Here is a 19,482-nt window from a genome sequence, read left to right on the forward strand (position 1 = left end):
GAAATGGAGTTATTCACTTTGAAAATTACTTACCAGTCGGCTAAGCTCAGCCAATTACCAGAGATTATGGTTATTGAGCAAACCGGCTTTTCTCCAGCTGAAGCAGCGACTGAAGCAGCCATGGAAAACCGCATTAAGCTGTATCCCGATACGTTCATCGTGGCCAATGCCAAAGACAAGGTTGCCGGCTACATTGTTGGCCCAGCATATCATCGGCGGTATTTGGCTGATGACCTGTTTGAAACCTCCCACCCCAATAGTTCGACCGACGAGTACCAAACCGTTTTGAGCCTAGTCGTCCATCCCGCCTTCCAAGGGTTAGGCATTGGCGGTAAATTGCTCGATGAATTGGCAATGGTTGCCAAAGTCCAAGGCCGCAAAGCAGTGACGCTCACCTGCTTAAAAGAGTTGATTCCATTCTATGAACGCCACGGTTATGTAAACGAGGGCGTTTCGGCATCTGATCATGCAGGTGAAACTTGGTACAACATGGTACGAGAACTGCGACCATGATCGCCAATCCTTTTTCCAGTATTTTTTGATATGATTCCAGATAAATGATATGATTCAGGCGGAACTTGAAACGCTTACATTAGGGGATGAGACCATGCACCAGATTAAACGATCCTTACTATTAATTGGCTTGACAGCCGTTCTGGCAGCGCCATTTGTTTCGACACCAACAAATCCAACGTCTGCGGTCACGGTAGCTGCAAAGACTACCAAATCAGTCAATCGGCAAACACTCGCTAAAGCAATCAAACAAACCCCGGACCTTAATCCAACCAGTAGCGTCCGGCATTTTTCTTTTCGCACTTACTACAGCTATTTTACCCTCTTTAATAAGAATTATAACGTCCAACGGATGAGTAAACCGACTGTCTTCAAACATCATCAGGCAACCGTTTACGTTCCTTCAGCTGAACTTCGAGAGACCGGCTATGTCACTGCAGCAATCAAGAATTGGAATGTCGCTTTGGGCACCAAGGTATTTCGAATTGGCACAGCTACCAACCATACCATCACCGTCAATATGAAAGACGGGCCAACCTCCGCGGATGGTTCCTGGGATGGCTACTATCAAACCAACAAAGTCTACGTCAACGCCAATTTTTACAATAACGCCAACTACCTGCCGGCGGTTTATACCGATTTAACTGGCGACAAAATGGCCGGAGCCTCCTCACCTAACTCGGCCGCTTACCAACATCAATACAAGCGCTATTGGACAGCGGTCATCACTCACGAATTGGGGCACAGCTTGGGATTGGATCATACCCCCTACTCCAACGATATTATGGCATCGGAGTTTGAATCTGCCGGTTCGGATTTCAAGTACACTTGGAACGATTATAAAATTGTCGACAATTCATTTGCGATTTTAACTGGTAAATTATCAACTCGCGATATTAATCGGGCAAAACTCACCAAGTCAATCGGCTATTGGTAAAACTTGGGTCGAAAAATTAACTATCAATAAAACAGACTGGGACATTAGGCGATTTGATCCCAGAATTTAACGAAAATGACCAATTATTCCTGATTTTGGAATAGTTGGTCATTTTTGTTAAATGGCCGGGATCAGCCGTTTGGCGCAGCTTTTATCTAGGTGGCTATGGGGATCTATGTGAATGATCATCGATTGAAAATTAATATATGCCCCAGCCTTTTATCATGATGTCAAACTGTTTGGGTGCATTTTTTTATTTCATCGTTCGATCAAAGAATAGGACCAAATCATCCCACACATCATCCAAGTACCCTTTGGCGTGGCGGCTTCCCGGAATCATTCTGGTTTGATACGGAATTTGGTGATCCGTGAGGGCTTTGGCCATGTCGAGAACTCCACTGGTGGGCACAAATTCATTGAGGGAATTACCCAGATACATTTGGCCAGTCTGATCGTTTACCCGATGGACCGGCGTTGCGGCTTCATATTGGTCCGTGCGGCCACCAAAGTAGTTGGTCACAAACCATTTGTAAAATGGATCGTTGGCCCCATCCTGATTAATTTTCGCACTGGCTGTGGAATTGAAGCCACTGGTGTCGCCTTCTTCGGCAACCACTCCAACATGTTCACCGAGCCATTTATCAATATCTAAAATACCGGATAATGAGACAATTGGAATGCCATATTTAATTGCCAATTCAACGGTCATATTGCCACCGGCAGACGAACCAAAGGCGCCAATGTGCGCGTGATCAAATGGTAAATCCGACTTAACCAGCCATTCATAAATGTGATCCATATCTTCCAAGGGAGCGGGATAAAAAGCCTTTGGGGTAATTCGATAAGCCGGGGTCACAACCAAGTAGCCTTCATCCACAAAGCGTTTCGATGAATCGGCGTCTTTAGTTTTATTCCCCCGGAACCAACCCCCACCGTGAATGTCAATGATGGCCCCACGACTTTGTTTCAAGTCACCATCATAGTAAATGTCGGTCAGTTGATGATTAACCGGATCATAGTCAACATCCGTTTTAATTACATAGTTTGTCAAGATAGATTCCTCCTCAAAATAAGTGAGCGAAGTAAAGCGGTTAGAAACCGGAGCGTAAGTCGCTGCTGAGAGAAATTCCTGGTTTTGGAATTTTTCTCAGTGGTGCTTACGTGCAGGTTTCTGCTTTACGCAGCTGTCCTAAAAATAAGTGAGCTGATCCAAGCGGGAATAACCGAAGCATAAGTGTCTTGATCTGAAAATCCCGGTTCTGGATTTACAGATCAAGTGCTTATGCGCAGGTTATTGCTTGGAGGAGCTGTCCTAAAAATAAGTGAGCGGATCCAAGCGGTTAGGGGTCGGAGTGTAAGCACCTTGAACGGAAATTCCGGTTTTGGGAATTTTTGTTCGAGGTGCTTACATACAGATCCCTGCTTGGAGGAGCTGTCCTCATATCAACATCGTTCACACCTGAAGTATCTCCCCAGAAAATTCGTGGGTCAACTAAAGTGACCTTTTATGGTTTTATACGCGTTGTTCATCGTTTTGATAGGCAGCCAATTGATCCCGAGTTGGGTAACCATCATTGTCTCCCGGTGCCTGAACCGCCAGTGATCCAATTGCATTCCCCCTGCGGGCAGCCTCTTCGGTAGACAAGCCTTCCAGCAAACCGGTAATCACACCGACCGCGAAGCCATCGCCTGCCCCAACCGTGTCAATCACCTGATCAACGGAATAGCCGGGAACTATGGTCGCCTGGCCTGCCCTCGTTTTCACAAAAGCCCCCTTGGCACCAATCTTCACAATAACTGTGTCGGTAACCTCACCATTTGCCAAGTAGAAATCGGCAATCTTTTCGGGATCCCGGCTCCCCATCAGAATCTCGCCTTCATTAACACCAGGTAAAATCACGTTGGCGTGTGAAGCCAGTTCATTAAGTGTTTTGACCATCTTTTCCTGCGAAGACCAAAGTTGGGGTCGTAAATTCGGATCAAAGGTTGTCCGGATAGTCGGATGCTGGGCAATGAGATGAAGCAAATACTTGAACGCAACCAGCGCCTGCTCGGAGATCGCTGGGAAAATGCCTGATAAGTGCACCAGCTTAACGCCTTCAAAATCAATATGATCCAGCGTCTGTTTGTCAAAATGAGCGGCTGCCGAATTGCGGCGATAGTAATAAATGCCAGGATCTCCCTTTGTTACCCGCTGCTTTAATTGGAATGCCGTCCAGTATTTTGAAGTGCTGTCAATATAGTCCGTCAATATGTGATTAGCTTCCAACTGCTTGTTGACAAACTCACCCATGGGATCGTCTCACATATTCGACACGATGGCCCAGCCGAGAAACGCCAACCGACACATTTACTTCCGCACCAGCTAAAAACTTCTGAAAATGGGTTGCGTCCGCCAACGTTTGATCAGCATCCTGTGAAGCAAACAAGCTAATCGGTTCACCAATCGTTAGAAATTCACTCATAATTATTATGCCTCCATATTAAGCGCTTACAATGATATCCAAAAATAAAATCAATCAAAATCCAGTTCTTCATTCTAAAGCGTTGCAAAATTCCGTTAAAAGTAATATATTAATATGTGTATGTAATATATTAATATTATAATACAGAACCAAGCAAAATAAAAGGAGCTTATACTATGAGTATGAATCGGGTTCAGAACCTCAAGAAAATCGTTGATGCTGGTATTATCGCCGTCGTCCGAGCCGATACACCGGAAAAAGCCGAAAAAATCAGTAAGGCAGCGATCAAGGGTGGCGTCATGGGAATTGAATTGACTTTCACAGTTCCTCACGCAGACCAAGTAATCGCCAAGTTAACCGAAGAGCTGCCAGATGGGGTGATTGGTGCCGGAACTGTTCTGGATGTGACGTCCGCAAGACTTGCCATGATGGCCGGCGCTGGCTACATTGTCAGCCCTACCTATGATGCAGACATCGCCAATTTATGTAACCTGTACCAAGTCCCTTATCTGCCAGGCTGCAGCACCATGACCGAGATGCAACGTGCTCTTGAAGGCGGTTCAGACATCGTTAAGCTTTTCCCTGCCAGTGTTGCCGGGTCAAAGATGATCAGTGCGGTTAAGGCACCATTCCCACAACTCAACATCATGCCAACCGGTGGCGTTAATTTAGACAACTTGGACAAATGGTTCGCAGCAGGAGCCGTTTGTGTCGGTGCTGGTGGCAATTTAGTCGGCCCTGGTGAAACGGGTGACTATGATCAGGTAACCGAAAATGCCAAGGAATATATTCAAAAATTAAAGGAAATTCGTTCGAAATAACATCGAACAAATCACTAAGCCTTAAAAAGCCCAGTTTAAGTTGTTAATCAGCTTGAACTGGGCTTTTTGTTGACTATTTAATTGCTAACTTAAGCGTTAATTTAATGATTCATATTGTTGTTCATTGTGAATCGGGAATTCGGTTGGCTGGGATTTATTTAATAAGTCTTCCGACAATGCCACCCGATAGATCGTCTGGTTCCCATAAGGCTGCATGTAGTACGTCGTGTTTTGGGTATCCATGTAACCACGATACTGTGTATAGTCTTCACTGCCATCCTGCTTCAATTTAACTCCCTTGGGGATCTCAACCGAATTAAGAATATGGCTCAACTCGTTAACCGTCTGATCAGTTGAAACTTGATCCGAGTATTCTCTCATGAAGACTGTTCGAATAAATCTGGAAACGGAGGTATAGTCCCCCGGCATGCCAAGCGCCCCACTACCCGGACCAAATGAAGTGATGGTGTAGCCGTTATACGAACGGGCTGGATGGGGTGATGGCTTTAATTCAGTGTAATTGTTAAGGTTCTTCATGTGCCAGTCAAAGTCTGGACTGTTTGTCATGACACCCACTGGATTTTTAATATACTTCACACCGTCTTTTTGGACTTCCAATACATAGCATTCCCCAGAACGATCAGAAATAATCCAGTGAAGCGGCGTGGTCTTTCCCAATGCTTTGATCGGTGCGTCGACAATGTTAATGTCTTTGAGTTGGTTGGCTAAATCGCCACAATCAACTGCGTTGCCCAATATCCAATTCAACACTTCATGAGGCGCCAGATTGACTTGGTCAGTTAACTGATTGGCATAAACCGCTTCACCGCTAAAGTAGAGTGCCGCAGCGCTTAACCCTTTCTCATTAACGCCGTCTACTAAGACGTAATTGCCCATGTTTCGGCCGGCACCAACAAATCCATACCGGGAATCGTACCCAGCACCACCAGCATCACTTGGGAAATGTTGCTTGCGGGGGATCACCACCGGCCGACCATTTAATTCAAAGGCAAAATCCATTGTTCGGGCTAAAAAGTTATCACCAGTTTCAGATAAGAACGTGACACTTGTGCACAATTCGAACCACTCCTTTTTATGATAATCAATTTAGCTTAATTATAATAAACTCTCGGTTAAATGCACCTCTAAATTTGAGAAATATTGCTCTAAAACCATCATTTAATTTGTTGATACAACCCAGGTCTCCTTTAGTTCTTAGCGACCGTTATTGTGTACTCAAATTATAACCATCCTTTCGTCTGCAGTTCACACCACATGCTTGTTACATCTTTTCCAAAGCTTCCCAAAGTCCTGTTAAATAGGTGATTCCAAGGGCTCGATCATACAATCCGTATCCTGGGCGGCCATCTTCATTCCAGATGTTTCTACCATGGTCAGGGCGAATGTAGCCATCATAATTCGTATCGTGCAAAGCTTTCATGATCTCAAACATATCAAGTGAGCCTTCAGACGATGGATGAGCTGATTCGTGAAAATCGCCCTGCTTATTAACAAACTTGATATTACGAACGTGCATGAACGGTACCCGGTCTTTAGGGACGAACTCTCGAATAATTGCTGGCAAATCATTGACTGGATTTTCACCCAGGCTGCCTGTACAAATGGTGAAGCCGTTGTAGCGAGATTCATGCAGTCCTTCAATTCGCCGCATATCCTCGACGTTCTTATAAATTCGCGGCAAACCAAATAATGGCTTCGGCGGATCATCCGGGTGCATCGCCATTCGAACATCATACTTCTCACAGGTTGGCATAATGGCATCCAAGAAGTATTTGCAGTTTGCGACTAACTTCTCTTCGTTAACATCCTTATAAGCTGCAAACAGGTCCTTGAGGGCTGCCAATCGTTCTGGTTCCCAGCCTGGCAGTGAAAAGCCCCGCGACCCCGTCTTCATTTGATCCATCAACGCTTCTGGATCATGAGGCAGCTTTGATTGTTCATACATCATGGCATTCGAGCCATCAGCTAATTGGTGATGTAAATCTGTCCTGAGCCAGTCAAACACGGGCATAAAGTTGTAGCAGATCACTTTGATGCCTGCCTTCGATAAATTCTTGATGGTTTGGATGTAGTTAGCGATGTACTTATCCCGACTAGGCAAGCCAATTTTGATATCATCATGAATGTTCACGGACTCGATCACTTCAAGCTTAAGGCCGGCATCTGTGACTTCCTTCTTCAACGCATCAATTTCAGCTTGTGGCCAAACCGCTCCAACCGGCACATCAAACAATGCACCAACGACTTGTTTTGTTCCTGGAATTTGGCGGATTTGGGATAAGGAGATATCGTCATCCTTTGACCCAAACCAACGAAACCCCATCTTAAGTTGCGACATGTTTTTCCTCCTAAAATTGATTAATTAAGTTTAGTATGACAGTTACCATTGATTATCACAAACTCCTTTTAAAATTGGAATTCTAATATATCAATTAACTTAAATTTACCACTGACTGAAACCGCTGTCAATGATATTTTGAGAATCCACAGTTTTTTCGCTATATTAGTATTCTAGGTGGTACAATAAATCAATAGATGTGATTAACGAAATTGACAATATTAATGAGGGATTTAAAATGCAAAGTCTAAATGAAGTCGCTTATGAATCAATCTTAAGCGACATTCTTAAGCTAAAATTCTTACCCGGTGAACGAATTCAGGACAAACAACTCATTGAACGCCTTAAAATCAGCCGGACGCCTGTTCGAGAAGCAATCCTACGACTCAAAAACGATGGCTTGATGACCACAGTTCCCCAAAGCGGCACCTACGTCACCCGGATTAGCCTGCGAAGCGCTCTGAATGCCCGCTTTGTCCGCCAGAGTGTTGAGCGCAGTGTGGTCACTGAAGCCGCTCAGCAGATGAACAAATTAAATATCTTGGATAGCCGAAATATGATCGAAAAGCAAAAATTGGCTTCTGAAGAACATAACGCAGTTGATTTTTTCTACTTAGACAATGAATTTCATCAGACGTTTTATACCGCAACCAAACGTGACGAAGTCTGGAACTGGCTGGCGAACCTTTCCTTACAACTCGATCGTTACCGGTTCCTGCGAATTAAGCAGACCGATATGCCATTGGATAAGTTGATCGATCAACATGCTAAAATTTTGGATGCAGTTGAGGCTGGCAACGAAGAGCTCGCCGGCCAACGGGCTTTTGATCACCTCAATCTTATGTTGGCAGAAAAAGACGAACTGTTGCAGCAATTTCCAGATTATTTCTCAGATGAAGGCCGCAAGTAATAAGTCAACCAAAAAGAGCCAAGCAACCGATGAGTTAGGGATGAAAGACGATTTGATCCCAGCCCTACCGGATTACTTGACTCTTTTTTGTTATTACATTCAATTATCAGTCACTAGTCTCTGGTTGATGCTCAGGAACTGGTTCCTGCTCGGATTTACCAAGGTTATTATGATTCCCAGTTACCAAGAAGAAAGCACCAAAAATTGCAAATGCTGAACAGATAACACCAATAATTAAGTAAGTTGAGTGAAAGCCCAGCTGATCATAGCCAGCTCCAATAATTCCAGAGAAGATTGTTTGGGAAATTTGGACGGCTGCCCCAGTACTCAAAGATTGAATGGTTGCAAATTCGTTTTTGTTAAAGACTGAGAAGATATATCCCATTGGGCAGACAAACCAAAATGGAATGTAGAAGCCTGCTAAGATTTGACCAAAGCCGACCAATACCCAGTTGCGTGCAAAGGCAAAGATCAATAGTCGAACAGCCATAATCATTGACATAATGACCAAACCATTTCTGTAACCCACTTTTTTAATGATCAGTGGAATAAGCAGCATCCCTAAGAAAGCAATGACTTGTTGGATCGTTGTCGCGTATGAGAAAAGCATGGTGCCATGAGCGGTATTGAAATATGACTGGAAATAATTTGAGACTTGTTGATCAGCGATCTGAGACAAGGGTACCGTTCCCAGTAGAAAAATCACAAAGAAGATAAATTGCTTGGATGCCATACTCTTCAAGACGCCTTTGACATTGATCTTATCGTGTTTCTTATCATGAAGAACGCCAAGATTACTGCTATCATGTTTGATAAAGAAGATAACCATTGCCATATAAATCAGGCCGCTAATGGTTAAGCTCCAGAAGAATTGTTCTGGCACAGTTGACAGAATGTAGCCACAAATTAATGGCGCGATAAACCCAATAATCGTCACCCCAGAACGAACCCAACTGTATTGAAAGTTGTTAACAAAACTCATTCGTTGCTCGTACTGTTCGTTCACATTGGTTCCGCCATTCATAACCAGGCCGATGACCAGCCCCATAATAATGGACATGACATATGGGTTGCCGTGGGAAGGTAAAATGATCCATTCCATGAACGGTCCCATCAGAACCAATAGTACACATGTGATATACAATAAATATTTCTTTTCAAGAACTTTATCGCCAACGTACCCAATAATTGGGGCTGAAATTAAACCCATTAACGACATCATCGAAAAGGCCAACCCAACGTTTGCGTGAGAATAGTTGGCGTATTTAACCAGCCACAATGCTGAATAGGTCTGCACAACCGGCCAAATAAAGTTAAATGACATTTCGGAAATAATGTATGACCAAAACTTCCCAAAAGAGTTATAAGGTGCTTTAATCTTTGCTAACATACTTGCCATAGTGATCCTCCCTTTGATTTTGGCAGAATGTCTCCGTAACCGTTTTCATTTATATCCGTCATGAACATCACCTAAATGACATTCATTACCGTGCCTACTTGATCGTAATTGAAACAACGCTCTTAGCAGGAAGTTGAATTGTTAGCTTACCGTTTCCAAGCTTAGCCCCGTTAAATGCCTTCTCAACAACTTCATCTGGATCGGCAAATGTATTGTGAGAATCCATTTTAGCGCCAGTGATAATTGTTGCCTCGGCAATTTCTTGGTAATCACTGGAATAGGTGAACGTCACTTCCCGATCGTGAGTAAGATCGTAATTACCAAGTGAAACTGTTAAGGCACCATCTTTTTTAGAGGCGGTATACGTCACTCTGTCAGCCACATCTCCTTGACCCTCAACCAATTGCGCATCCATGTGCTTTTGATACATATCGAACACATAGTAAGTTGGTGTCTTCACCATCTGGTCATCTTTAGTCAGAATCATCGACTGCAACACATTGACCATCTGGGCGATATTTGCCATGTGCACCCGATCAGCATGCTTTTGGAAAATATTGAGCGTAATTGCTGTGGTAAGCGCGTCTCTAAGCGAATTCTGCTGATACAGGAATCCTGGATTTGTCCCTTTTTCAACGTCATACCAAGTTCCCCATTCATCAACGATTAAATCAACGTTCTTTTGAGGGTCATATTTGTCCATAATGGCAGCGTGTTTGGTAATTAAGCGATCCATCAGCTGAGCTTTGGCCATCGCAGAATACCAGAGTGATTCTGGGAAATCCGTGGCACTACCTTTGCTGTGATCCCAGTCGCCAGTTGGTAAGGTGTAATAATGAAGGCTGATGCCATCCAAGTACTTTGTCGCGTTCTTCATTAACGTATCGGTCCACTCATAGTCATCTTCATTAGGACCACAAGCAACCTTATAGATTGGGTGCTTGGCATCATACTGCGGCAAGAAAGTCTGATACTGGCGGTAAACGTCCGAGTAGTATTTAGGCCGCATGTTGCCGCCACCACCCCATGATTCGTTGCCAATGCCAAAGAACTTTACCGACCACGGATTCTGTTGACCATTTTGGCGTCGTAAGTTTGCCATTGGGGATTCACCAGCCATGGTCATATATTCAACCCATTCTGCCATCTCTTGAACAGTCCCACTGCCAATATTGGCATTAATGTAGGCATCTGCTCCAAGTTGGCGGAGTAGTTCAAAATATTCATGGGTGCCAAATGAATTATCCTCTGTCACACCACCCCAGTTGGTATTCACGATTTTTTTACGATCTTTTTGGGGGCCGATTCCTTGTTGCCAATGATACGTGTCCGCAAATAAGCCACCGGGCCAACGCAAGACAGGGACGTGAATCTTCTTTAAGGCATCGACAACGTCTGTTCTAAGTCCATTAACGTTTGGAATGTCTGAATTTTTGCCCACATACAAGCCACCATAAATTCCGCGGCCAAGATGTTCCGAAAATTGACCGTAAATATACTTGCTGATTTTTGGCCCCGTTTGCTCATCCAATAATTTGATTGCCATTTAGACAGCCTTCCTTTTCATTTAATATATATGTTAATTGATGTAGGATCTATTACCGGTATATTTCCTTACGCCACAAATATAGCGCTTACAGAAATAGATGTAAACCCTTATCCTACGTATTTCATCAAAATAAGTCGATATCTTTCACCAAGTTAATATATATATTAATTAACATTTGAAACAGTTGGCTTTTACGAGTATACTGTTAATGTAAGCATTACCAAAGGAGTGATAAAATGGATCTCGACATTTCCGATAATTCGTTGGCCGTCTTCGCAGCTTTAGACAGTCCCGTTCGCATTCGGATTATTCAGTTACTTTCCAAGAAACGCATGAATGTCTCCGAAATTTCCAGTGCGCTTGGTCTCAGCAGCCCGATCACCTTAATGCATCTCAATAAGCTTGAAAAGGCCAACGTCATTCGTAGTGTTAAGAAAGGCAAACAACGCATCTCAGTTCTCAAAATTGATACCATTAACATCTCGTTTCCCCAACAGTTATACACAACGTACGAAAATTGGAAGGTTGAATTACCAGTTGGCCAATATACGAATTTCCACGTTGAGCCGACTTGTGGGCTTGCTGGTCCTAAAGGGTTTATCGGCAAAGTTGACAATCCAAGTTACTTCATGGATCCAATGCGCTATCAGGCAGGAATGCTGTGGTTCGCCAAAGGCTTCGTTGAATATCAGATTCCCAACTACTTGAAAACTGATCAGCAATTGGAAATGATCGAACTCACTGCGGAATTAAGTTCTGAATTCCCATTTTCCAATAATCATTGGCCGTCTGACATTACCGTTTCCCTGGATGAACATGAAATTGGCACTTGGACAAGTCCTGGCGACTTTTCTGATACCCGGGGCCGTTACACACCAGATTGGGTTTACAACGACATGAATCAATATGGTTTATTGAAATCGTTCCGCATTTCCAAGCACGGCTCCTACATTGACGGTCAGCATTCAGCAGATACCCTGATTAGCGATATCGACATCGAAAAGCCTTCGTGGACCCTTCGTTTCGAAGTTAAATCCGACGCTAAACACGTGGGTGGTTGTACAATTTTCGGCAATCAGTTCGGCAATCATGATCAAGGTATTAAGAGCACCTTTTATTACAGTGATCGAGAAGATCATTAACGAAAGATTGGGCCGAAAGGTAATTTGATCCCATAATGAAAAGCGACATGCATCCTAAAAACAGAATGCATGCCGCTTTTCGCTTAAATGTAGAAAGCAATTTTTTGCACAAGTTTTATCAATATAACAGCGGTGAGAATAAGTTTTGTTTACGGATAACGTGTTGATTATCCTTTTCTAATCTTAAAGCCAAAATCAATATCCTGACCAGCTGGGATATGGTACTTCTCCTCCACATCACTCCCCCAACTATCGATACCGCCGACACCGCGAACTGCTCCTAGAATTGAGACAATGGTTCGCCTTGGCAGGGGCAATTCTTCGATGTGCGTGGCATTTTCCAATTCTTCGGCCGTATACGGCAAACAACTGAACGCAAATGGGTCTGCCAGCTTTTCAAATTTGAGTCGAAATGGCCGTTCAGATCTGTCAGCGTTATTTTTGGTTCGATCACGCCTAATCGTGACGGCATTGGTCTTCATATGAACCCCACAATCTTGGGGAACCAAATAGTGAGTAACTGGCAACCCCTCAACTTGGTATGTCCCAGGTTGACCACCGGCCAATCGATCCGGATAGGTTTCACCTGATAAACCATCATACTCAAAGCCAGTCGCTGCAGTTGGCATCACAAAGCGCAGTCCAAATACCGGCAACTCAGGGAGTTTCTCGTTACCTTGATAATGAACCCGGACCGCAATTGTGCCGTCGCTGGTGACGGTGTAGCTGACAGACACGTTTGTCGTGGGCGTGGTTGCCGTTTCAAACTGATAAATCACTTCAATTTTTTCACTAAACTCATGGTTGGAGTATTGGTTATTTGTTTTGGCACCTGGAAAGGCAATCGCTTGATCATTGACTTTAACCGCAACATCTGTGGTTTGGGAAAACATATCCGCTCCCAACCACTGAGCCGATTTCCGGGAAAACCCATTGCCCCGATCATTATCGGTCGTTGCCCGCCAAAAAGTCGGCTTCGGTTCACGATACAACCATTCCTTCCCGTCGATCACAAGTGACTCCAACCCACCCCGGGAATAACTAAACAGGTAGTGAAAGCCATCACCGCCAACCCCGAGATCTCCATCGCCGTAAATGATATGCAATTGCTTATTTGTATTGGCCATAATAGTAGCTCACCTCCTGCATTGCCGGCTTAGGGGTCCGATCGGCAAACATCAACCCATCACCAGAAAATTCATAGTCAGCCGGCCGGTCGTCAAAGTCGCCGCCATAGCGGAGCACCTTTTGCCCGGTGACTTCATCATTAACTTCAATTGCCTGGTCAATGAAATCCCAGATGAACCCGCCTTGATACATTGGATACTTGTCAATCAGATCCATATACGACTTCATCCCGCCTAAAGAATTACCCATATCGTGCATGTACTCACACAAGATAAATGGCTTTTGCGGGTCATGTTCCAAATAATCGACAATTTCTTTGGGGGTCGCGTACATCCGACTTTCGACGTCAGAAATATGAGACTTGTATTTCGGATTATGAAAGACCCCTTCATAATGAACCAAGCGGGTGGGATCAACGGACTTATAATAGTGATTCATGGCCGCAATATCATCACCGGCATACGATTCATTGCCAAGTGACCAAAAAAGGATGCTGGGGTGGTTTTTCAATAACTCATAATTATTTTTTGCCCGATCCAGGACAGCCGCCTGCCACTGTGGCAAAGAACCCGGAACGTTATATGAAGGTTCCACCTGACCTAATTTTTGCCAGGTTCCATGAGTTTCCAAATTATTTTCGGCCATGACATAGATACCATGGGTGTCACACAGCTGATACCAGCTGACCTGATCCGGGTAATGACAGGTTCGGACAGCATTGATATGGTGATCGAGCATCGTTCTCATATCGAATTTCATATCATCATCAGTGATAACTCTTCCCGAACGACAATCCCATTCATGGCGATTCACCCCGTTGATAATCAGTCGCTGGCCATTCAGCAAAATCACTTTATTGTGAATTTCAATCCTGCGAAAGCCAAATTGATATGGGATCAGTTCTAACAGATTGCCCTGGCTGTCATCCAACTCAATCACTAATTGGTATAGGTAGGGCTGATGATTATCCCATAAATGAATATTTTTAAGTATTTGGCTGGTTATTGTCAGGTGGTCGCTTGCCGACTGGGAAGTCGATTGTAACTGATTGCCGGCAGCATCCTGAACCGTCAATTTGACCTTTGTGCCGGCAACTTGACCGACAAGCCGCGCCGAAACACTTAGATGCCCATCCTTTAGGTCGGCGGTTGGCACCGGCTCAATCGAAAGATCTTCAACGTGCACTTTCGGCTGGGCGATCAGTGTCACATCCCGAAAGATGCCAAAGAAGCGAAACATATCTTGATCTTCAAGAAAGGCCGCCGTGCTCAGCTTAAATACTTCAACCGCCAGCTTATTTTTGCCAGGCTTCAGATAAGGCGTCAGGTCAAATTCTGATGGGGTAAAACTATCTTCGGCGTATCCCAAAAAGTGACCGTTCAGCCAAACATACATGGCCTTTTCAACGCCGGCAAACTGAACGCGGACGGGTAAGTCTTTCCACTCCGGCGGCAACGTGAATTCCTTAATGTATGCTCCGACGTGATTATCGTTGGCCTGGCTAAACATCCCTGCGCCAGAATCTTTCGGATCCAACGCGTACGCCGGGCGCCTAAATGCATGGCCTTCCCAAGGATATAACGTATTAATGTAGTGAAATTGATCATAGCCGGCAAACTCAATGTGTTGAGGCACTTTAATTGTGTCAAAATCCTTGCTGTCAAAGCCTTCTTGATAAAAGTCCTGGGGCCGACTCATTGGATCCTGGGCAAATTTAAATTGCCAATTCCCATTCAAACTTTCGACGTAGCCACTCTGACCCATCGCCATTTCATCGTTATTCCGATAAGCTTGATGATCACTGTGGGCCGGTTTTTGGCCGACCCGAAAGACAGTCGGGTCATCGAGCCATTTAATATCTGGTGTCATTCAACTATCACACTCCAATCTCATGAATGAATACTAAAATTTAAAATAGATGCTACAATTGATCATGTATTTTTGTAAGGGTTAGCATAACTGCTAATACTTGAATTATAGTGGAAAAATGAGCAGGTTAATATAATGATTTCGACGAAAAATAGGCTATTTTGAACCTAAGGATTGGAGGAGGACATTCATGAGGATTGCATTTAAACAACCCAGCCAACAGATGCCGCTGTTTTGTGAAAGCATTGGCTATCAGTGGCAGCAGCCACCGATCAAGCGGCCTAAGGGCTACTACGTCTTTCACTGGCTGCAAACCGAAGCCGGTACAGGCATCGTCACTGTGAACGACCACTCGATCACCCTTGGCCCCAACCAAGGCATATTGATCCGGGCGGGCGTTGCGCACAACTATCAGTCCAGCAGCCCTCATAAGACCTGGCAAACTGCCTTTTTAGCGTTTGGCGGCGACCAGGCTGAAGCACTGATGGCCTTTCTTGGCTTACGCGATTACCTATTCTTCCCCAGTCTCTTCCCAGAATTGGCCACCTTCATTAACCAAACCTACGCTGAATTCCAAAAAAACGATATTATCGCTACCTTGCGCCAATCCAGCGAACTTTACCGTTTTATCATGCTCCTCAAGCAGGCCGACGATTACGTCACGAATGGCTATCAGACAGAACAGATTGTGGCGCCAATCCTAACCTACATTTCAAAGCATTTTGATACCGCCATCACAAATCAACAATTAGCTGCCCTCACCGGGTATTCTGTCGCTTATCAAAATCGCGTTTTTAAAAGTTCATATGGTCAGACGCCACTGAAATATTTGACTGATTATCGGCTGCAAAGAGCCAAGATGTTGCTCACCATCCATCCCGATTGGCAAATTCAGCGAGTTGGTAATTCGGTTGGCTTCAATGATATTTCAAGATTCATTCATGAGTTCAAACGGTATTATCGACTGACGCCCAATCAATTTCGCAAGCTGATGTGACGGCATTTGATCTCAGAGTTCTTTAAGTGACAACGTCTAACCAAATAAAACTGCCGTTCCTCATGGAATGACAGTTTTATTTGGTTAACGATTGATTATTCATCTCTCTTAATATGCGCACTAGGCTGACTCGCCAACATCTTAGAAAAGACATCGGTTAAGGTTTCACTTTGATCCTCGAACTTCTTATTCAAAATCAGTTGGCGGAACTGCTCAATTGAAATATGTTCCAAATCTTTGAACGGTAGTACTGGCCCGGCATTGGTTGTTTGGTTCAAACCGGTCTTCAGCGTGATGACCAAGCCCTCTTTGCTGTCCAGCGTAACCGTATAGTATTCATAGTAACTCGGGGTTTCATAATTCCCAGTTAATTCCTTGTGTTCTTGGAAATAGGCATTGATAAAATCCGCAAACTTCTCTTTTGACTGTAATGCCGCTTTCCATTCACTTTCGTTTGATGACATTCGATATCCTTCTTTCATTTGCAGGTAATCAGTACTCGATCATCAACATTATCTGATTCCTTTAATTGCCCAAATTAACAGGCCACCGATAATTTCCATTCCCAAGGCAAACATGAAGATAGCGCCGTAACCAAAGGCTTCAACGATTGCTGAGGCAACCATGGCACCCAGCATCTGGCCTAAGGTGTTAGCCAAGTTAATTAAGCCAAGGTCCTTGCCGGCAGTATCTGATGAAGGCAAAACATCCATGTTCAAGGCACCATCGACAGAGTTATACAAGCCATTACCAAAAGCAGCGATAACAGCGTATACGAACATTGCCCAAGCTTCCTTGTAGAACATTGGGAAGATGGCAGCTAATCCAAGGGCAAAGGTGGCAATAACAACCGGACCCTTAACTCGCTTCAGCTTATCGGCAAGTGGTCCACCAACTAAGGCGAAGAACACACCAATAAAGAGCATGATCATCGAGAAGATTGAAATTGATTGACCAGCTGACTTGGTATTTTGACCAATGTAATCAGTAAAGATAAACAGCTGGAAAGTCGTGACAATGGTTGAACCAACAACCATGAAGAACTTACCACCTAAAGCCAGGTAGAAGTTGCGCGCCCCATGAGTTGGGAAGAAGAAGTACTTCTTCAAAGTATCTTTGTTAAATTTAACTTTTGGTTCGTCTAAGTTACTCTTTTCGTTAATCAAGGCCACATGAATAATTGCCAAAACAACGGTTGTTGCAGCCATGACATAGATACCAAACTTAACGTTGCCCAGGAATTGAGCTGCTAACAACGCAAATCCTTGTTGCGCAATCGTAAAGCCAACCCCATAGAAAGTCGAGACGGTTCCCCGCCATTTCGGGGCAACCCGGTCAGAAATCTGCGGATATATCGCCGCGGCAATCGCGTTTTCGGCCGCCGCCGCAACGATCCAAACTAAGATGATCCCGACAACCGACTTCATGTTGGCAATCACACACAATGAAATCGCAATTGCAATGGTTCCAAGCACAATGTAAGGCTTCCGTTTACCAAAGCGGGTCCGAGTGACATCAGAGAATGCCCCAAACATCAAGTTGGCAACCGCTCCGGTAATTGAGGCGATCGTTGCCAAAATCCCAACGGCCCAAACTTTATGTACTGGGTCAATTTGCGCAAACAACTGCGGAATTAAGACGCTTCGGGTTGATCCGATTGGGCCATACCAGCACAGCGGCGCCAAGAACATCGCTGATGAAACAAGCCAAGGCAGCTTCGGTTGTTCAGAATCTTTAACTTTGGCATTCGAAATTTCACCAACCGCCGTTTCAACTACCTTTGGTTTTTTTGTATTTTTATCTGCCATTATTTTCACTCCTATATAAGATCGATTATCGTATAAAGACTAATTGAAGCAAAATGACTAACTCGTATCCTTACTTTCCAACATCTCCAAGCACCGTCCTTTGGATTCGCTTAAACCACAACTGATAAAGAAGCGGCAAAGCACTTCGTGAACCGCTTACATTTGTCTCCGACCATACAAGTCTTGAACTTCAGCTTTACCAAGATATCAAATAAAATAGATTGCTGTCATACCAATTATTAGTAAAACGGGCTGTTCATCAAAATTCTTTTACTTGCATGTCAACAACTTCAATATAGCTTTATGTGAAAGCGTTGTCAATGATTTTTTCCTATTTTTTACTAAAATCTGTGTTTACAGCCGTCTCCCTTCTATTTGCAAATAGATAACGTTCTTTCTCAAGATTGTAGAGCAGAGAGCGACAATTGATTACATAAAATAATCTGTTCCGAACCAAAACAGTTGGTCATTAAAGTAAAAACGGCCCACTTCCCTCGTATTTTAGTAAAACTTCAAAATTTGAGACTAAAAAATCCTGCAATTCCATTCCGGTAATCACAGGATCTAAACGTTATTCTAAGTAACGTTTTCTAAGTATCGCTTGCTGTTCAGGAGTGACATGCAGGCCATTCTCAATGTATTCATCGACTGAACCAAATTCGTGATTGATTTCATCAAAAGCAGACTCTAAGTAAGTTGGATCCACGCCACCATCGATCTTAGCGTGGCGGATTTCCCCGGCTGAAGCACCGTTCTCGCGTAAAATGGCAATCCGCTTTTGATTATGGGCTCGTAAGAAATCGTTAGACGCCACATAATCTTTTAAGATCGTCTTGCCATCGACGCCGAGGACATAAAGAATCAATGCGGCCCCCAGACCCGTTCGATCTTTACCGGATGCGCAATGCCACAAAATGGACTTACCAACTGGTCTATCAAGTAACGTCATAAACAAGTGGTGATAAGCTTTTCGGGCCCGCTCATTTGCAATATAACTTCGGTAATGTTTTCGATTATTTTTAACAGAAATTTGATAGTGAAAGCTTTGGTCAGTATCCACTGGATCATTGATATAACTAACGCCAGGCATTGGTTTATCCGGCATCTGTTGAATTTCTTCAGGCCGCCGCAAATCAAAATCAACCCCTACATGATACTGCTGGGTCAGAACAGCAATGTCACTGCGGGTGAGATGATTTAATCGAGCTGATCGTAATAAGAGATGCTTTTTGACCATCAAACCTGATTTTGTTCGGTAACCACCCAGGTCACGCACATTAAAAGCCCCTTGGAGCTTAATTTCATGTGCCTGAATTGATTTAACGGGGCTTAAAATTGTCGGTCTAGCCTCCGCAGCAATTGATTGCATGGTTGGAATGCCCTGCTCTTGAACAGGCGAAGTTGAATATTCTGTTCTATTTTCCTTCAATTCACTCACTCCCTAAAAAAGATCTCACATCTATTGTTTTAACACTTTTATTATAGTGAGTGAATGTATTTGCTTGGTGTTGGAAGCGTAAAGGTTTGGTAAATGTTACCTGGCAGCGAGACGGATAACTGTCTGCAGATCGAGCAAGTCGATAAA

Annotated in this window: 16 protein-coding genes and 1 pseudogene; 6 read left to right on the forward strand and 11 right to left on the reverse strand. The window is 43.9% G+C overall.

Annotation, left to right across the window (positions count from 1 at the left end; genetic code table 11):
- Positions 1–18: 18 nt before the first annotated feature.
- Both FD12_RS11810 and FD12_RS11815 read left to right on the forward strand, forming a co-directional pair.
- Positions 19–513 (forward strand): GNAT family N-acetyltransferase, encoded by a 495-nt coding sequence (locus FD12_RS11810; protein WP_054746775.1) that lies wholly within the window; start codon positions 19–21, stop codon positions 511–513.
- 94 nt (positions 514–607) lie between these two features.
- On the forward strand, positions 608–1,450 hold the full coding sequence (locus FD12_RS11815) for a matrixin family metalloprotease (protein ID WP_056983299.1): 843 nt from the start codon (positions 608–610) through the stop codon (positions 1,448–1,450).
- A gap of 253 nt (positions 1,451–1,703) precedes the next feature.
- On the opposite strand, the gene FD12_RS11820 is transcribed toward FD12_RS11815, so the two are convergent.
- Positions 1,704–2,501 (reverse strand): alpha/beta hydrolase fold domain-containing protein, encoded by a 798-nt coding sequence (locus tag FD12_RS11820; RefSeq protein WP_054746776.1) that lies wholly within the window; start codon positions 2,499–2,501, stop codon positions 1,704–1,706.
- A gap of 462 nt (positions 2,502–2,963) precedes the next feature.
- Positions 2,964–3,915, reverse strand: a pseudogene (locus FD12_RS11825) (sugar kinase).
- A gap of 182 nt (positions 3,916–4,097) precedes the next feature.
- Between FD12_RS11825 and FD12_RS11830 the strand changes: the two are divergent.
- Positions 4,098–4,736 (forward strand): bifunctional 2-keto-4-hydroxyglutarate aldolase/2-keto-3-deoxy-6-phosphogluconate aldolase, encoded by a 639-nt coding sequence (locus tag FD12_RS11830; RefSeq protein ID WP_056983339.1) that lies wholly within the window; start codon positions 4,098–4,100, stop codon positions 4,734–4,736.
- Positions 4,737–4,832: 96 nt separating this feature from the next.
- Here the strand turns inward: FD12_RS11830 and FD12_RS11835 are convergent, their stop codons facing one another.
- Positions 4,833–5,813: a choloylglycine hydrolase family protein gene (locus FD12_RS11835; RefSeq protein ID WP_056983300.1), complete on the reverse strand. Its 981-nt coding sequence runs from the start codon at positions 5,811–5,813 to the stop codon at positions 4,833–4,835.
- 205 nt (positions 5,814–6,018) lie between these two features.
- Positions 6,019–7,095, reverse strand: coding sequence for a mannonate dehydratase (gene uxuA / locus FD12_RS11840; RefSeq protein ID WP_054746777.1), 1,077 nt, complete (start codon positions 7,093–7,095; stop codon positions 6,019–6,021).
- A 238-nt stretch (positions 7,096–7,333) separates the two neighbouring features.
- Here uxuA and FD12_RS11845 point away from each other — a divergent pair, with 238 nt between their 5' ends.
- Positions 7,334–8,005, forward strand: a complete 672-nt coding sequence (locus FD12_RS11845) for a GntR family transcriptional regulator (protein WP_056983301.1) — start codon at positions 7,334–7,336, stop codon at positions 8,003–8,005.
- Between the two features lie 106 nt (positions 8,006–8,111).
- Here FD12_RS11845 and FD12_RS11850 read toward each other — a convergent pair whose 3' ends face one another.
- Entirely contained in the window at positions 8,112–9,404 is a 1,293-nt protein-coding gene (locus FD12_RS11850; protein WP_056983302.1) for an MFS transporter, read from the reverse strand.
- A gap of 94 nt (positions 9,405–9,498) precedes the next feature.
- Complete coding sequence (locus tag FD12_RS11855) at positions 9,499–10,950, reverse strand: alpha-N-arabinofuranosidase (protein WP_056983303.1); 1,452 nt, start codon at positions 10,948–10,950, stop codon at positions 9,499–9,501.
- A gap of 239 nt (positions 10,951–11,189) precedes the next feature.
- On the opposite strand from FD12_RS11855, the gene FD12_RS11860 reads away from it, so the two are divergent.
- Positions 11,190–12,095: an ArsR/SmtB family transcription factor gene (locus FD12_RS11860; protein ID WP_054746780.1), complete on the forward strand. Its 906-nt coding sequence runs from the start codon at positions 11,190–11,192 to the stop codon at positions 12,093–12,095.
- Between the two features lie 167 nt (positions 12,096–12,262).
- On the opposite strand, the gene FD12_RS11865 is transcribed toward FD12_RS11860, so the two are convergent.
- Together FD12_RS11865 and FD12_RS11870 are read right to left on the reverse strand one after the other, a co-directional pair.
- Positions 12,263–13,222, reverse strand: coding sequence for a beta-galactosidase small subunit (locus FD12_RS11865; RefSeq protein WP_056983304.1), 960 nt, complete (start codon positions 13,220–13,222; stop codon positions 12,263–12,265).
- Positions 13,206–15,092 carry a glycoside hydrolase family 2 TIM barrel-domain containing protein gene (locus FD12_RS11870; protein WP_056983305.1) on the reverse strand — a complete coding sequence of 629 codons (1,887 nt, stop codon included), beginning with the start codon at positions 15,090–15,092 and terminating at the stop codon, positions 13,206–13,208. The genes FD12_RS11865 and FD12_RS11870 overlap by 17 nt, the downstream gene beginning before the upstream one ends.
- Positions 15,093–15,282: 190 nt before the next feature.
- Between FD12_RS11870 and FD12_RS11875 the strand changes: the two genes are divergently transcribed.
- Positions 15,283–16,089, forward strand: a complete 807-nt coding sequence (locus FD12_RS11875) for an AraC family transcriptional regulator (protein WP_056983306.1) — start codon at positions 15,283–15,285, stop codon at positions 16,087–16,089.
- A 95-nt stretch (positions 16,090–16,184) separates the two neighbouring features.
- On the opposite strand, the gene FD12_RS11880 is transcribed toward FD12_RS11875, so the two are convergent.
- The 3 genes from FD12_RS11880 to FD12_RS11890 form a co-directional block, all read right to left on the reverse strand.
- Entirely contained in the window at positions 16,185–16,553 is a 369-nt protein-coding gene (locus FD12_RS11880; protein ID WP_054746783.1) for a hypothetical protein, read from the reverse strand.
- Between the two features lie 48 nt (positions 16,554–16,601).
- On the reverse strand, positions 16,602–17,897 hold the full coding sequence (locus FD12_RS11885; RefSeq protein ID WP_056983307.1) for an MFS transporter: 1,296 nt from the start codon (positions 17,895–17,897) through the stop codon (positions 16,602–16,604).
- Positions 17,898–18,468: 571 nt separating this feature from the next.
- Positions 18,469–19,326, reverse strand: a complete 858-nt coding sequence (locus tag FD12_RS11890) for a tyrosine-protein phosphatase (protein WP_054746787.1) — start codon at positions 19,324–19,326, stop codon at positions 18,469–18,471.
- Positions 19,327–19,482: the final 156 nt, after the last annotated feature.

The sequence above is a fragment of the Lentilactobacillus rapi DSM 19907 = JCM 15042 genome (assembly GCF_001436255.1).
Lineage (GTDB): Bacteria > Bacillota > Bacilli > Lactobacillales > Lactobacillaceae > Lentilactobacillus > Lentilactobacillus rapi.